Genomic DNA, 14,653 nt, shown 5'->3' with positions numbered 1-14,653 from the left:
GGCAATGGGTGGGACGGAACACCTGACCGTGGAACGCCGCGGCGCCACGCTGGTGCTCACCATGAACAGGCCCGAGGCGAAGAACGCGCTCTCGCTGCCGCTGCTGGTGGGGCTGTACGACGGCTGGCTGGAGGCGGACGCCGACCACGGGATCCGCTCCGTGGTGCTGACCGGCGCGGGCGGCGACTTCTGCGCCGGCATGGACCTCAAGGCCCTGGCCGGCAAGGGAATGGCGGGCGACCAGTACCGGGACCGCCTCAAGGCCGACCCCGACCTGCACTGGAAGGCCATGCTCCGCCACCACCGTCCGCGCAAGCCGGTGATCGCGGCGGTGGAGGGCCACTGCGTGGCCGGCGGCACCGAAATTCTCCAGGGCACCGACATCCGGGTGGCGGCCGAAAGCGCCACCTTCGGACTCTTCGAGGTCCGGCGCGGGCTCTTCCCGATCGGCGGCTCCACCGTACGGCTGCCCCGGCAGATCCCGCGTACGCACGCCCTGGAGATGCTGCTGACCGGACGCCCGTACTCCGCGCAGGAGGCCGCACGGATCGGGCTCGTCGGACGGGTCGTCCCGGACGGCACGGCGCTCGACGCGGCCCTGGAGATCGCCGAACAGGTCAACGCGTGCGGGCCGCTCGCGGTCGAGGCGGTCAAGGCGTCGGTCTACGAGACCGCCGGGCTGACGGAGGCGGAGGGCCTGGCCTCCGAACTCCTGCGCGGCTGGCCGGTCTTCGACACCGCGGACGCCAAGGAGGGGGCGCGGGCCTTCGCCGAGAAGCGGCCGGCGGTGTACCGGAGGGAGTAGCTCGGGCCTGACCGGGCCCGAACCCGTGGCCGAGCGGTGGCCCTGTCCACACCCGGGTGCGGCGCAGCTGCCGGGTGCTCCGCCCCGGACCCCGCGCCCGCGCCTCAAACGCCGGCGGGGCTGAAAAGAGCGGGGCTCCGCCCCGGCCCCCGCGCCTCAAACGCCGGCGGGACTGAAAGAGCGGCCAGGGGCCCGGTCGCCGAACCCCGCCCGTCCCCGGAATCAACCGCAAACGGAGAGCCACCATGACAGCTGCCTCCCCACCTGAGGTGCTCCGCGCGCCTCTCGTCGTCGAGTTCCCCTTCACCCGCTCCCTCGGGCCCGTGCAGAGCGCCTTTCTCACCGGCCTGCGCGACAGCGTCGTCCTCGGCGTGAAGACCGCGGACGGCAGGGTGCTGGTCCCGCCCGTCGAATACGACCCCGTCACCTCCGAGGAGATACGCGACCTCGTCGAGGTCGCCGCCACCGGCACCGTCACCACCTGGGCCTGGAACGAACGGCCCCGGCCCCACCAGCCCCTGGACACCCCCTTCGCCTGGGTCCTGGTCAAGCTCGACGGCGCCGACACCGCCCTCCTGCACGCCCTCGACGCCCCCGGCCCCGAAGCCGTGAGCACCGGCATGCGCGTACGCGTCCGCTGGGCCGCCGAACGCACCGGCGCCATCACCGACATCGCCTGCTTCGAACCGTACGACGGCCCCGCCGCCGCAGCCGCGCCCGCCCCGCACGACGGCGTCTTCCAGGACCCCGTCACCGGCATCGTCGCCGAGGCCCGCCTGGACTACACCTACAGCCCCGGCCGCGCCCAGACCGCCTACATCAACGCCCTCTCCGAACAGCGGACCGTCGGCGAGCGCTGCCCCTCCTGCCACAAGGTGTACGTCCCACCGCGCGGCGCCTGCCCCACCTGCGGGGTCGCCACCACCGACCAGGTGGAGGTCGGCCCGGCCGGCACCGTCACCACCTTCTGCATCGTCAACATCAAAGCCAGGAACCTCGACATCGAAGTCCCCTACGTCTACGCACACATCGCCCTCGACGGCGCCGGCCTCGCCCTCCACGGCAGGATCGGGGGCATCCCGTACGACCAGGTCCGCATGGGCCTGCGCGTCGAGCCCGTCTGGACGGAAGGCGGCCGCCACCCCGACCACTACCGCCCCACCGGCGAACCGGACGCGGACTACGACGCGTACAAGGAGCTCATCTGATGACCGGGCCCAGGACGAGCAGGTACGCACGCGACGTGGCCGTCGTCGCGTTCGCGCAGAGCGACCACCGGCGCCGCACCGACGAGCTCAGCGAAGTCGAAATGGTCATGCCGGTCCTGCACCGGGTGCTCGCCGCCACCGGACTGAAGGCCGGCGAGATCGGCTTCACCTGCTCCGGCTCCAGCGACTACCTGGCCGGCCGCGCCTTCTCCTTCACCATGACCCTCGACGGGGTCGGCGCCTGGCCGCCGATCTCCGAGTCCCACGTCGAGACGGACGGGGCCTGGGCCCTCCACGAGGCCTGGGTGAAGCTGCAGACCGGCGAGGCGGACACCGCGCTCGTCTACGCGTACGGGAAGTCCTCGCCCGGATCCGTCCGCGACGTGCTCACCCGCCAGCTCGACCCGTACTACCTCGCCCCGCTCTGGCCCGACTCGGTGGCCCTCGCCGCCCTCCAGGCCCAGGCCCTCCTCGACGCGGGCGAGACCGACGAACCCGCCCTCGCCGCCATCGCGGCGCGCAGCCGGGCCGACGCCGCGGCCAACCCGCACGCCCAGCTCCGCGGCGACGTCCCGCAGGGCGACTACCAGGTCCGGCCGCTGCGAACCGGGGACTGCCCGCCCGTCGGCGACGGCGCGGCCGCGGTGATCCTGGCCGCCGGAGACCTCGCGCGCCGGCTGTGCGAGCGCCCCGCCTGGATCACCGGCATCGACCACCGCATCGAGGCCCACGGCCTGGGCCTGCGCGACCTCACCGACTCACCGTCCACCCGGATCGCGGCCCGGCACGCCGGGCTCTTCGACGCCCCCGTGGACACGGCGGAACTCCACGCGCCCTTCTCCTCCCAGGAGGTGGTGCTCCGCAAGGCCCTCGGGCTCGGTGACACCGTCGCCGTCAACCCCTCCGGCGGGCCGCTCGCCGCCAACCCCATGATGGCCGCCGGCCTCATCCGCATCGGCGAGGCCGCCGCCCGCATCCACCGCGGCGCATCCGACCGGGCCGTCGCCCACGCCACCTCCGGCCCCTGCCTCCAGCAGAACCTGGTCGCCGTCCTGGAAGGGGACGCAAGGTGAGTAAAGAGCCCGTCGCAGTCGTCGGCATCGGCCAGACCAAACACGTGGCCGCCCGCCACGACGTGTCCATCGCCGGACTCGTCCGCGAGGCCGCCGCCCGCGCCCTCGCCGACGCCGAACTGGCCTGGGCCGACATCGACGCCGTCGTCATCGGCAAGGCCCCCGACTTCTTCGAGGGGGTGATGATGCCCGAGCTGTACCTGGCGGACGCACTCGGCGCTGTCGGAAAACCGATGCTGCGCGTCCACACGGCCGGCTCGGTCGGCGGGTCCACCGCGCTCGTCGCCGCCAACCTCGTGGCCGCCCGCGTCCACCGCACCGTCCTCACCCTCGCCTTCGAGAAACAGTCCGAATCGAACGCCATGTGGGGGCTCTCCCTCCCCGTGCCCTTCCAACAGCCGCTGCTCGCCGGCGCCGGCGGCTTCTTCGCCCCGCACGTGCGCGCGTACATGCGGCGCACCGGCGCGCCCGACGCGGTGGGCTCGCTGGTGGCGTACAAGGACCGGCGCAACGCGCTGAAGAACCCCTACGCGCACCTGCACGAGCACGGCATCACCCTGGAAAGGATCCAGGCGTCGCCGATGCTGTGGGACCCGATCCGCTACTCCGAGACCTGCCCGTCCTCCGACGGCGCCTGCGCGATGGTCCTCACCGACCGGGCGGGCGCCGCCCGTTCGCCCAAACCGCCGGCCTGGGTGCACGGCGGGGCGATGCGCAGCGAACCCACCCTCTTCGCCGGCAAGGACTTCGTCTCCCCCCAGGCCGGCAAGGACTGCGCCGCCGACGTCTACCGGCAGGCCGGGATCACCGACCCGCGCCGGGAGATCGACGCCGTCGAGATGTACGTGCCGTTCTCCTGGTACGAGCCGATGTGGCTGGAGAACCTCGGCTTCGCCGAGGAGGGCGAGGGCTGGAAGCTCACCGAGGCCGGGGTCACCGAGATCGACGGGGACCTCCCGGTCAACCCGTCCGGGGGTGTGCTGTCCACCAACCCGATCGGCGCGTCCGGCATGATCCGCTTCGCCGAGGCGGCCCTCCAGGTACGCGGCCAGGCCGGGGAGCACCAGGTGCCGGGAGCCCGCCGGGCACTGGGGCACGCCTACGGCGGGGGAGCGCAGTTCTTCGCCATGTGGCTGGTGGGGGCGCGGGAGCCCGCCTCCTGACGGCAGCCGGCGGCGCCGCACGGGTGCCGGAGCGGTCCCGGCTGACTCACGGCGGTCTGTGCGGTGCCCGCCGCGATGGTTAACCTGGCCCCGGACGACGTACCGGGAGGAGCACGCACGTGGCCGAGAGCATGACTTCACAGCCCCTCGCCGGCTGGGGGAAGCCGGACCTCGATCTCACCGACGCGGACTGGCGGTCGAGCAGCCGGGGAGCGGGCGACGTCCAGATCGCCTTCGTCGAGGGCTTCATCGCGATGCGCAACAGCGAGCGCCCCGAAAGCCCCTCTCTGATCTTCTCGCCGGACGAGTGGCACCAGTTCGTACGGAACGCCCGGGGCGGGGAGTTCGACCTGACCTGAGCGCCCGCCCGGCCCCCGCCCCGCCGCGGCCCCGCCCTCCTGCCGGAGCGGGCCGCAGCGGGCCCCGGCGGGGCCTGCCTGGCCGCAGGGACCGTCGCGTCCCCGAACGCCTCGCGACACGTTCCGGGCAGGACCGGTCGCCCTCGGATCCCTTCCGGAACCCCGTCGGAAAAGAAGATCGGATTCTTTCCGACAGTGGGGCACCCCGCGTTGTGCGCGGGCGTACGCTGATCTCCCAGAACAGGCCTGGGGGGTACCAGCCATGACGGACCACCGGACGCGCATGCGGCGCACCATGGTCGAACGCGAAGCCGAACTCGCGATCGTCGACGAGGCCCTGGACCAGCTCACCGGTCCCGGGCCGGACGCCGGCGGCGCCCTGCTGGCCTTCTCCGGCCCCGCCGGCCTCGGCAAGACCACCCTGCTCGCCGAAGTGCGCCGCCGCGCCCACGCACGCTCCTGCACCGTCCTCGCCGCCCGCGGCGGCGAACAGGAGCAGAGCCAGCCCTTCCACGTCGCCCGCCAACTCATCCAACCCCAACTGGCCGGCACCTCGGAGCAGGAACTACGCGCCGCGCTCGGCAGCTGGTACTCCATCGTCGGCCCGGCCCTCGGACTCTGCGCCCCCGAACAGGGCGCCCCGCCCGACCCCCAGGGCCTGCGCGACGGCCTCGACTGGGTCCTCACCCACCTCGTCGTCAAACGCGCCCCCGTCACCCTCGTCCTCGACGACGCGCACTGGGCCGACCCCGAATCCCTCAGCTGGCTCGCCGCCTTCGCCCCGCGCGCCGAACACCTCCCGCTGCTCCTCGTCGTCGCCTACCGGCCCGACGAACTGCCCGCGCACGCCGACGCCTTCCGTACGCTGCCCGGCCGGGCGGGACAGGCCCCGCTGCCCCTCGCCCCGCTCACCTCGGCCGCCGTCGCCGCCCTGGTCCGCGAGGCCGTCGGCGACGACGCAGACGACACCTTCTGCGAGGAGGCCTGGGCCGTCACCGCCGGCAACCCCTTCGAAGCCGTCGAGCTCACCGCCAAGATCCGCGGCAAGGGACTGCGGCCGGTCGCGGAGAACGCCCCGCAGCTGGCCGACCTCGCCGCCGCCCAGCGCGGCAGCGGCCTCGTCGAACGCCTCGAACGCCTCGGCCCCTCCACCGTCCGCTTCGCCTGGGCCTGCGCCGTCCTCGGCACCGCCATCCCCCAGGACATCGCCGCGCGGGTCGCCGCACTCGGCACCGAGGAGGCCGCGGGCGCCACCACGCGCCTGCGGGCCGCCCGCATCCTGTCGGCCACCGGATCCGCGTCCGACCACGAACCGGAAACCGGGCTGGAGTTCGTCCACCCGCTCATCGCCACCGCCATCTACCGGGCCATCCCCGACGCACTGCGCGTCGCCCTGCACGGCAAGGCCGCGGCGGCCGTCGTCGACGCGGGCCTCGGCTCCTCCGCCGCCGCCCGCCACCTGCTGGAGACCCACCCCGAGAACGACCCCTGGGTGGTGCGCACCCTGCGCGAGGCGGCCGCGGAGAACCTGCGCGCCGGAGCCCCCGAAGCCGCCCGCCGCCAGCTCGCCCGCGCCCTGCGCGAGCCACCCGACTTCGACGAACGCGCCGCCGTCCTGTACGAACTGGGCTGCGCCTCCCTGCTGACCGAACCCGCCAACACGGTCAACCACCTGAGGGCGGCCCTCGCCGAGCCCTTCGACGACCCGGCCCTGCGCCAGGGCATCGTCATCCGGCTCGCCCAGGTCCTCGCGCACAGCGACCGCCTCGCCGAGGCCTCGGAATCACTCGCCCGCGAGATCGCCCGGACCCCGGACGTACGCGCCCGCCTGCGCCTGCAGTCCGAGCAGTTCATGTGGGACGCCTTCAACGCCGCCGAGACGGACTCCCCGGCCCGCTCCCGCCGGCTCGCCCGGCTCGCCGACCGCCTCACGGGCCGCGACCTCACCGAGCGGTACGTGATCGCACTGCGCGCCTGGGACGCCTGCCTGCGGGGCGAACCGGTGGAGGTGGTCCTGCACCACGCCGGCCGGGTCCTGGAGCGCCCCTTCAGCTGGGCCCAGGAGGACCGGGGCTTCGAGGTCCCGGTGCTGGCCGCCATGGTCCACATGTACGCCGACCGCCCCGGCCGGGCGGAGGAGCTGTTCGAGGAGGGCACCGCCGAATTCGAGCGCCAGGGCTGGCACGGTGCTCACCTGTCCTTCGCGTACAGCCTGCGCGCCTACATCCGCTACCGGCGCGGACGGCTCGTGGATGCCGAGGAACTGGCCCGCTCCGGACTGCGCCTCGCCGAACGCGTGGGCCGGCGCACCCCCGTGCACTGGTACGCCATAGCGATCCTCCTCACGACCCTGCTCGCCCGGGGCCGCGTCGACGAGGCCTGGGAACTCGCACAGGAACACGAGTTCGGCGCCCCCTTCCCGGCCGCCGTGGTCTTCCCCGACTCGCAGACCGTCTACGCCGAACTGCTGCTCGCCCGCGGCGAGGTGCGCGCGGCCGTCGCCGAACTGGAGGCGGTGGACCGGCGGCTCACCCCGCGCGGCATCCAGAACCCGGCCTGGTGCCCCTGGCAGCTGCACCTCGCGCGGGCCGTCGCCGCCGAGGATCCGCAGCGGGCCCGCGCCCTCGCCGCCGACGCCGTCCGCCGGGCCAGGGCCTTCGGGGCCCCGTCCGCCATCGGCCAGGCACTCCGGGTGGCGGCCGAGGTCGCCGCGCCACAGGACCGCACCGCCCTCCTACGGGAGGCCGTCACCCTGCTCTCGGCCTCGCCCGCGGGCTACGAGCTCGCCCGCGCCCTGGCCGCCCTCGGCTACGGACTGCGCGATGCCGGCCTGCTGACCGCGGCCGTGGCCACGGCCCGGGAATGCGGTGCCGACGGGCTCGTGGAAGAGGCGACCGAGACCCTGACCGGCATGGGCGGAGCCGTGCCCGCCGCGCCGCCGCGCGCGGACCGGGTCACCGAGGAGGAGATCCGGGCCGCCGACCTGGCCGTACGGTCCGAGAAGGAGCCCGGGCCGGCGTCCCCCGACTGGGTGCTGTCGGCCGCCTGCCGCAAACTCGGCACCGACCGGTCCGGGCTGCGCGCCGCACTGGAGTCGTTTGCCCGTAGCTCAACGTGACCGGCGCCGCCGCCTGGCGGGCAGGATCCCACGATGGACCACATCGACAGAATCCCCCTGTTCCGAAGCGAGGCGGCGGCCTTCGAGAAGGCGGTCCGCCGGGCCTACGACCGGGGTGATCCGGTGCCGTCGGTCCCCTCCTGCCCCGAGTGGACGGTGACCGACCTCGTCCGCCACCTCGGCGGAGTCCACCGCTTCGTGGCCCACATCCTGCGCGAACGGATCACGGCCCCGCCGGACCCGGCCGACCTCACGCTCCCCGAGACCCCCGACGGCCCGGACGCGCTCACCGACTGGTTCGCCCGGGGCGCACGGGAGCTGGCAGAGCTCCTGAGCGAGCTGGGGCCGGACACCCCCGTGTGGACCTGGTCGGTCGAGCAGACCTCGGGCTTCTGGCTGCGGATGCAGCTCATCGAACTGGCCGTCCACCGCTGGGACGCCGAATCCGCAACGGGCGCCCCCGCCCCCCTCGCCCCAGGCATCGCCGCGGACGCCGTGACCCAGTCGATCGAGGTGATGGCCCCGGCGCGCCGCGGATGGCGCCAGGCACCGCCGGGGACAGGGGAGACGTACCGCTTCCGGCGTACCGACGGTCCGGAATCCTGGACGGTCCTCCTCTCGGGTGACGATGTCCGCGCCTACCCGGCTGACGATCTCCGCACCGCGCCCGCCCCCACCCCGTCGGCGGACGTCGAGATCGCGGGTACGGCCTGCGACCTCGCACTGTTCCTCTGGGGCCGGGTACCGCCCACCGCCCTGCGCGCCACAGGGGACGCCACCCTGCTCACGCACTGGTTCACCCTCGTCCCGCCGGTCTGACGGTACGCGCCGCCCGACCCCGCCCGCGTACGTCCCGCTTCCCGGACCCCCGGGCCGGAAAACCCGCGCGGCCACGTACCATGGCCGCATGTCCTTCCTCCGCCGCCACCGCGCCGCCACACCCGCCGGCCCGGACTTCGATGTCCTGGCCATGGACCCGGGGGACTGGCCGGGCAATCTCGGGGCCGGGCTGCTGCCCGCGCCCGACGGCAGCTGCCAGGGCGTCTTCCTCCGCTACGACCTGTTCGGCGGACGCGGCCCCGCGATGATCATCGGGAACCTGCCCGAGGGGTCCCCCGCCCGGGACCTCACCGACGGCCAGGTCCCCTTCGAGGTGGCCCAGCTCCTGGACGCGCTGGAGAACGACGAGGACGTCGAGGTCACGGGCGTCGAGGACTGCCCGGTCATGCAGGGTGACAACCTCCTCATCGTCCGGAAGATCAAGCTGTCGGAGTCCCGCATCTCCTGCGTGCAGTTCGACCGCAGCGACAACGTGCTGGTCACCATCGCCAGCTGGGACCGCCCGATCACCGACGACCTCTACGCGCTCCTGAAGCCGCTCCCCGCCGAGCTCTTCCAGCAGGGCTGACCCCCCTCACCCCACGGGCCCCCCGGCCTCCGGGGCCGGGCACGCCGTCCGGCCCGCGCCCGAGCCCGGCACGATCGCGTCACCCGTCCGCGATGTCGTTGGCCGCCACATAGCCGAAGGTCATCGCGGGGCCGATCGTCGATCCGGCCCCCGCGTAGCTGTGGCCCATCACCGCCGCACTGGCGTTGCCGGCCGCGTACAGGCCGCGGATCACCGAGCCGTCCGCCCGCAGCGCCCGGGCCCGCGCGTCCGTGACGATGCCGCCCTTCGTACCGAGATCCCCCGGCACGATCCTGAACGCGTGGAACGGCGGCACCCAGACCGGCGCCAGGCACGAGTTCGGCAGCACGTTCGGGTCCGTGTAGTAGTGGTCGTACGCGGTGTCGCCCCGGTGGAAGTCGGAGTCAGTACCGCTCACCGCCTGCGCGTTGAACCGGCTCAGCGTCGCCCGCAGCGCGCCCGCAGGGACGCCGATCCGGCCCGCCAGCGCGTCCCACGTCCACGCCTTCACCGCCGCCCCCGCCTGATACCACGAGTCCGGGAACGGCAGCGTCGGCAGGACGTCCTTGAACAGGTACTTGTTGCGGTAGTTCTGATCCACGATCAGCCACGCCGGAATGTGCGAGCCGACCGCGCCCCGGTCCTTCTCGTACATCACGTGCACCACATCGCTGTACGGCGCCGCCTCGTTGACGAAACGCGTGCCGTTCGCGTTCACGATCAACCCGCCCGGCAGGGTCCGTTCGGCCAGGCAGAAGTACGGCTCCCCGGGCAGCGGGATCGACGGCCCCCACCACGCGTCCTCCATGAGCGCCAGAGCCGCCCCTGCCCGCTGACCGGCCAGGATGCCGTCCCCGGTGTTCTCCTTCGCACCCACCGACCACTGCGTGCCGATCGGCTGCTGCTGGTACTGCGCCCGCATCGCCGCGTTGTGCTCGAAGCCGCCCGACCCGACGATCACCCCCTTGCGGGCCCGTACGACACCCCGCGCACCCTCCGTTTCCACCACCACGCCGGTGACGGAGCCGTTCTCCTGGACCAGGTCCACCAGCGGGCTGTTCAGCCACACCGGCACCCCGGCCCGCTGGAGCCCGGCCCGCAGGCCGGCCGCCAGGGCCTGCCCCATCGTCAGCGGCTTCTCACCGCGCAGCGCCGCCGCCGTACCGCGCGCAAGGCACTCGGCGGACACGGCCAGGCCCCTCGCGCTCACGGCCGCGAGGTTCAGCCACTTGTAGTCTTGGCTGAAGACCACCATCCCGGCCGGCACCGGCATGTACGCCGGGTTCAGGCGGGCCAGTTCACCACCCAGGACGTTCCCGTCGATCTGGTCGGGCTCGATGGACCGGCCGTTCGGCAGCCCGCCCGGCAGGTCGGGGTAGTAGTCGCTGTACCCCTCCATGAAACGGAACCTCAACGGGCTGTTGGCCATCACGAAGTCCAGCATGCGGGGGCCGTTGGCCAGGAACGCGGCCTGCCGGTCGGCCGGCACCTCCGGCCCCACGACCGCCGAGAGGTACGCCGCCGCCTTCTGCGGGGTGTCCGGTACCCCCGCGGCCAGGATCACCGAGTTGTTCGGCAGCCAGATACCGGCTCCGGAACGCGCCGCCGAACCGCCGAAGGCAGGTGCCTTCTCGACCACCAGCACGCTCAGCCCGCGCTTCGCGGCGGTGAGCGCGGCCGTCATCCCGGCGGCCCCGGACCCGACCACGACCACGTCGTACTCACCGAGCCGCGGCCAGGCCCGGACACTGTCGGCCCGGGCCCCGCCGGACGGCAGAGCGGCGGCGGCGAGCACCCCCGCCCCGGTACCGGCGAGGACCGCGCGTCTGGACGGGCGAGAAGCGGGGGGCGTGCGCGAAGCGCTTGCGGACATGGGCAGGCTCCAGCGGTGTGGTGGGGCGAGGGACGCCGACATCTCTGATGCTGAGTCAGAAAACTGTTCGGGGGATCATGTGATGTCAAGCCATCCGGCGCCCCCGGAGCACACGACCCCTCAGTCCTCCGCGTGGATCCGCGCGTCCAGCTCCTTCACGTGCCGCTTGAGCGCCACCGTGCGGTAGCTCTCCTCCACCCACTCGCACAGCACCTGCACGGAGGGCGCCCCCTTCCCCGCCAGCGGCACCGACACCCAGCCGGACCGGCCCAGACCGTATCCGGTGGGCGCCGCCCCCGGCGCCGCCATCGCATGTCCGTGCAGCGCCTCGTCCTTGAGCTTGACCGACAGCCCCGGCTGCCCCGGGCCGTCGGTGTTGCCCAGGAAGACGAAGATCTTCTTGTTCACCTTCACCACACAGTCCTCGGGACCCCAGGGATGGTCCTCGAAGGCCTCCGGCAGACCGAGGGCGAACTCCCGAACCGCCTCCCACTTGTGCACTCCGGACCGCATGCGGCACCTCCCGTCGATCGACCCGCCCCCACGCCAGTGCTGCGACCGTAAGGGTTCACCAGGTCACGGCGCCCGGTACGGCACCTCGCCGCGTTGTCGGACCACGCACGTACGTCCGGTACGAGCCGTGGCCCTCCGCCTTGCGATGCACCGCACCGGACACTGCGCCTGCCGGGCGCGCCCACCGCCACGCGCGCTTGCCGACCGCGAACGAGCGAAGTCCCGCGGCGGTGGGGGCCACGGGACTTCGCGTGAAGGGGGCTGGAGCAGGGGCGGTCAGCGCGTGCCGACCGCCGCGCGCACCGCCCGGCGGGCCATGCCCGCGTCGTCGTGCAGGCGGCGGAGCAGCAGCCGCTGCTCCTCCCCGGAGGACAGGGCGCCCATCGGCAGCGGCTGGGCCGGGGCGGCCGCCAGCATCGAGCGCTGCACCGCCGTCTCGGACATCCGGATCTCCCGCGTCAGCACCAGCATCAGGTTGATCAGGAAGGCGTCCCGGGCCACCGGACCGGCGGACTGGGCCAGCCGGCTGATCTGGGCGCGGGCGGCGGGGGCGTCACCGAGCACCGTCCACAGGGTGGCGAGGTCGTACCCCGGCAGGTACCAGCCCGCGTGTTCCCAGTCGAGCAGCACCGGACCGGCGGGGGACAGCAGCAGGTTCGACAGCAGCGCGTCGCCGTGGTTGAACTGCAGCCCGGCCCCCGACAGCTTGACCCCGTGCAGCAGCTTCTGCAGGTCGCCGAGGTCCCGGTCGGTGAGCAGGCCCAGCTCGTAGTCGCGGGCGATCCGCCGGGCGTAGTTCATCGGGGTGCCGAACAGCTCGGCCGGCGGCTGCCACTGGTTGACCCGGCACACCGCGCCCAGGGCCGCCCGGAGGTCCACCCGCGGCGGCGGCTCCACCGGGTGCCGCTGGAGCGCCGCGACCCGGCCCGCCATCCGCTCGACCACCAGCGTGCAGTTCTCGGGGTCGGCGGCGATCAGCCGCGGCACCCGGACCGGCGGGCGGTGCCGGACGAACGCCCGGTATGCCGCTATTTCGTGCCGGTAGCGCTCACGCCACTCCGGCGAGTGGTCCAGTAAAACCTTCGCCACGGCGGTCAAGCGCCCGGTGGTGCCCACCAGGAGGACCGAGCGGCCGCTGCGCCGCAGCACCTGCACCGGCGCGAACTCCGGACAGATCCGCTGCACCGAGGCGAGCGCGGTGCGCAGCTGCGCGCCCTGCGGCCCCGAGAGGTCGATTCTTCCGCTGACGGGCTGGGACCCGGGGCTCGGCATCCGCCGCGCCCGGACCGCGCCCTGCGCCGCGGCCGACGCGCGGCCCGGTTCGAGGTAGGGGCCGCCACCCACCGGGAGCGTGCGGTGCGACCGGACCGGTGCGGACACGGAGGACGTTGCTGCGTACATGGTGATACGGATCCCTTCGTGCGCCGACGAGTTGCGTACGCCGCCCCGCCGATCCCGTGCATCACCCTGGGGAGTTCCGCCGGTGACCGGGGCGGGGAGGCGCATTCCTACCTGACACCCGGCGCAAGGTGGCGAACCATCGGGCGTGCCCTGGCGAAGCCTGGCGAATAGTCGCTGGGCATCTGACGGGGGGCTACTGTCAACTCAGCCGAGAACCTGGGGGCTTGACGTGAGCAAAGGTCCAAACACCCGCTTGAACGACCTGTTCGGCCTGGCCGGCTGGTCGAAGGGCGAACTGGCGAGGATGGTGAACCGGCAGGCGGCGGCCATGGGCCACCCCCAACTGGCCACCGACACCTCGCGGGTACGGCGCTGGATCGACATGGGGGAGAGCCCCCGCGAGCCGGTGCCCACGGTACTGGCAGCACTGTTCACCGAGCGGCTCGGTCGTGTCGTGACCATCGAGGACCTCGGGTTCGTACGGCAGCGGCGCACCTCCAGACGGCAGCCGGACGGGGCTCGCGAGAACCCCGACGGCATGCCCTGGGCGCCCGAACGCACAGCCGCGGTCCTCACCGAATTCACGGGAATGGACCTCATGCTCAACCGACGCGGTCTGATGGGCGCGGGTGCCGTGCTCACCGCCGGCTCCGCCCTCAGCAACGCCATGTACGACTGGCTGCACACCGACCCCGCTCTGGCGAAGACGGCCCCCGGGCACTTCGGGGACTCCTTCCAGGCCGACCCGGCGGGCTACGACCGCTACGAGGCCGCGCCGATCGGCTCCCAGGAGATCGAGGCGCTGGAGCGGTCCGTCGAGGTGTTCCGCGCCTGGGACGCCTCCAGAGGCGGAGGGCTGCAGCGCAAGGCCGTCGTCGGGCAGCTGAACGAGGTGGGCGGGATGCTCGCCTACCACCACCCCGACCACCTCCAGCGGCGGCTGTGGGGGGTGGCGGCCAACCTGGCGGTCCTCGCGGGCTGGATGTCGCACGACGTGGGCCTCGAACCCACCGCCCAGAAGTACTTCGTCATCGCCGCCCACGCGGCACGCGAGGGCGGCGACCGCCCGCGCGCGGGTGAGGCGCTGTCCCGCGCCGCCCGCCAGATGGTCCACCTCGGCAAGCCGAACGAGGCCCTGGACCTGATGAAGCTCGCCCAGTCCGGTTCCGGGGAGCAGACCCTCCCGCGCACCCGCGCCATGCTGCACACCATCGAGGCGTGGGCGCAGGCCGCCATGGGCAAGGGCCAGGCCATGCGCCGCACCCTGGGCGAGGCGGAGGAGCTGTTCGTCTCCGACAAGGGCGACGTCCCGCCGCCGAGTTGGATGCAGCACTTCGACGAGGCGGACCTGCACGGCATGCAGGCGCTCGCCTACCGGACCCTCGCCGACCACGACGCCACGGCGGCGCCGATCGCGGCGCGTCACGCCAAGGAAGCGCTACGGCTGCGCGGCGACGGCTACCAGCGCTCGCAGATCTTCGACTACATCTCCATGGCCTCCGCCTGCTTCATCGCCGACGAGCCGGAACAGGCCGACCGCTACGCGCGCCTGGCGCTGGTCTCGATGAACGAGACCTCCTCGCACCGGACCTGGGACCGGCTCCGCGAGATGTACCGGCTCACCGCCCAGTACGCCGGCTACGCGCGCATCGAGGACCTGCGGCAGGAGATCGAGCTGGCCCTCCCCGACAGCCCGGCGCCGAGCGGCCGGCCGGCCGGCCGGGCGTAGGAC

General features: G+C 73.5%; 12 protein-coding genes. 9 read left to right on the top strand and 3 right to left on the bottom strand.

The features are described from left to right. The first annotated feature begins 4 nt into the window (after nt 1–4). From BSL84_RS03240 to BSL84_RS03205, 8 genes are all read left to right on the top strand, one after another. Nucleotides 5–805 carry a crotonase/enoyl-CoA hydratase family protein gene (locus BSL84_RS03240; RefSeq protein WP_045322917.1) on the top strand — a complete coding sequence of 267 codons (801 nt, stop codon included), beginning with the start codon at nt 5–7 and terminating at the stop codon, nt 803–805. A 245-nt stretch (nt 806–1,050) separates the two neighbouring features. Further along, a complete protein-coding gene (locus BSL84_RS03235; RefSeq protein WP_030033199.1) occupies nt 1,051–2,013 on the top strand; it encodes a Zn-ribbon domain-containing OB-fold protein in 963 nt (320 codons plus the stop codon). Further along, nucleotides 2,013–3,086, top strand: a complete 1,074-nt coding sequence (locus BSL84_RS03230) for a thiolase domain-containing protein (protein WP_045322923.1) — start codon at nt 2,013–2,015, stop codon at nt 3,084–3,086. The genes BSL84_RS03235 and BSL84_RS03230 overlap by 1 nt, the downstream gene beginning before the upstream one ends. Beyond that, nucleotides 3,083–4,249 carry a thiolase domain-containing protein gene (locus tag BSL84_RS03225; RefSeq protein WP_030032530.1) on the top strand — a complete coding sequence of 389 codons (1,167 nt, stop codon included), beginning with the start codon at nt 3,083–3,085 and terminating at the stop codon, nt 4,247–4,249. Before BSL84_RS03230 ends, BSL84_RS03225 begins: the two co-directional genes overlap by 4 nt. Nucleotides 4,250–4,380: 131 nt before the next feature. Then, nucleotides 4,381–4,608, top strand: coding sequence for a DUF397 domain-containing protein (locus BSL84_RS03220; protein WP_376502069.1), 228 nt, complete (start codon nt 4,381–4,383; stop codon nt 4,606–4,608). A gap of 262 nt (nt 4,609–4,870) precedes the next feature. Beyond that, nucleotides 4,871–7,726 carry an ATP-binding protein gene (locus BSL84_RS03215; RefSeq protein WP_075969750.1) on the top strand — a complete coding sequence of 952 codons (2,856 nt, stop codon included), beginning with the start codon at nt 4,871–4,873 and terminating at the stop codon, nt 7,724–7,726. A gap of 33 nt (nt 7,727–7,759) precedes the next feature. Then, a complete protein-coding gene (locus BSL84_RS03210; protein ID WP_075969749.1) occupies nt 7,760–8,545 on the top strand; it encodes a maleylpyruvate isomerase family mycothiol-dependent enzyme in 786 nt (261 codons plus the stop codon). 88 nt (nt 8,546–8,633) lie between these two features. After that, nucleotides 8,634–9,134, top strand: coding sequence for a hypothetical protein (locus BSL84_RS03205; protein WP_030030746.1), 501 nt, complete (start codon nt 8,634–8,636; stop codon nt 9,132–9,134). 79 nt (nt 9,135–9,213) lie between these two features. Here the strand turns inward: BSL84_RS03205 and kstD are convergent, their stop codons facing one another. The 3 genes from kstD to BSL84_RS03190 form a co-directional block, all read right to left on the bottom strand. After that, the gene (gene kstD, locus BSL84_RS03200) at nt 9,214–11,007 is read right to left on the bottom strand and encodes a 3-oxosteroid 1-dehydrogenase (protein WP_075969748.1); all 1,794 of its coding nucleotides are present in this window, start codon (nt 11,005–11,007) and stop codon (nt 9,214–9,216) included. A 120-nt stretch (nt 11,008–11,127) separates the two neighbouring features. Continuing rightward, the gene (locus tag BSL84_RS03195; protein ID WP_075969747.1) at nt 11,128–11,520 is read right to left on the bottom strand and encodes an MmcQ/YjbR family DNA-binding protein; all 393 of its coding nucleotides are present in this window, start codon (nt 11,518–11,520) and stop codon (nt 11,128–11,130) included. Between the two features lie 276 nt (nt 11,521–11,796). Next, complete coding sequence (locus tag BSL84_RS03190; RefSeq protein ID WP_045322926.1) at nt 11,797–12,921, bottom strand: aminoglycoside phosphotransferase family protein; 1,125 nt, start codon at nt 12,919–12,921, stop codon at nt 11,797–11,799. 229 nt (nt 12,922–13,150) lie between these two features. On the opposite strand from BSL84_RS03190, the gene BSL84_RS03185 reads away from it, so the two are divergent. Beyond that, nucleotides 13,151–14,650, top strand: a complete 1,500-nt coding sequence (locus BSL84_RS03185; RefSeq protein ID WP_045322927.1) for a hypothetical protein — start codon at nt 13,151–13,153, stop codon at nt 14,648–14,650. Nucleotides 14,651–14,653 lie beyond the last annotated feature (3 nt).

The organism is Streptomyces sp. TN58, from assembly GCF_001941845.1.
Taxonomy (GTDB): Bacteria; Actinomycetota; Actinomycetes; order Streptomycetales; family Streptomycetaceae; genus Streptomyces.
This window is presented reverse-complemented; position numbering and strand designations above follow the sequence as displayed.

Coding starts and splice junctions, on each gene's coding strand:
- BSL84_RS03240 (WP_045322917.1), top strand. CDS start 5: ATGGGTGGGACGGAACACCTGACCGTGGAACGCCGCGGCGCCACGCTG.
- BSL84_RS03235 (WP_030033199.1), top strand. CDS start 1,051: ATGACAGCTGCCTCCCCACCTGAGGTGCTCCGCGCGCCTCTCGTCGTC.
- BSL84_RS03230 (WP_045322923.1), top strand. CDS start 2,013: ATGACCGGGCCCAGGACGAGCAGGTACGCACGCGACGTGGCCGTCGTC.
- BSL84_RS03220 (WP_376502069.1), top strand. CDS start 4,381: ATGACTTCACAGCCCCTCGCCGGCTGGGGGAAGCCGGACCTCGATCTC.
- BSL84_RS03215 (WP_075969750.1), top strand. CDS start 4,871: ATGACGGACCACCGGACGCGCATGCGGCGCACCATGGTCGAACGCGAA.
- BSL84_RS03210 (WP_075969749.1), top strand. CDS start 7,760: ATGGACCACATCGACAGAATCCCCCTGTTCCGAAGCGAGGCGGCGGCC.
- BSL84_RS03205 (WP_030030746.1), top strand. CDS start 8,634: ATGTCCTTCCTCCGCCGCCACCGCGCCGCCACACCCGCCGGCCCGGAC.
- kstD (WP_075969748.1), bottom strand. CDS start 11,007: ATGTCCGCAAGCGCTTCGCGCACGCCCCCCGCTTCTCGCCCGTCCAGA.
- BSL84_RS03195 (WP_075969747.1), bottom strand. CDS start 11,520: ATGCGGTCCGGAGTGCACAAGTGGGAGGCGGTTCGGGAGTTCGCCCTC.
- BSL84_RS03190 (WP_045322926.1), bottom strand. CDS start 12,921: ATGTACGCAGCAACGTCCTCCGTGTCCGCACCGGTCCGGTCGCACCGC.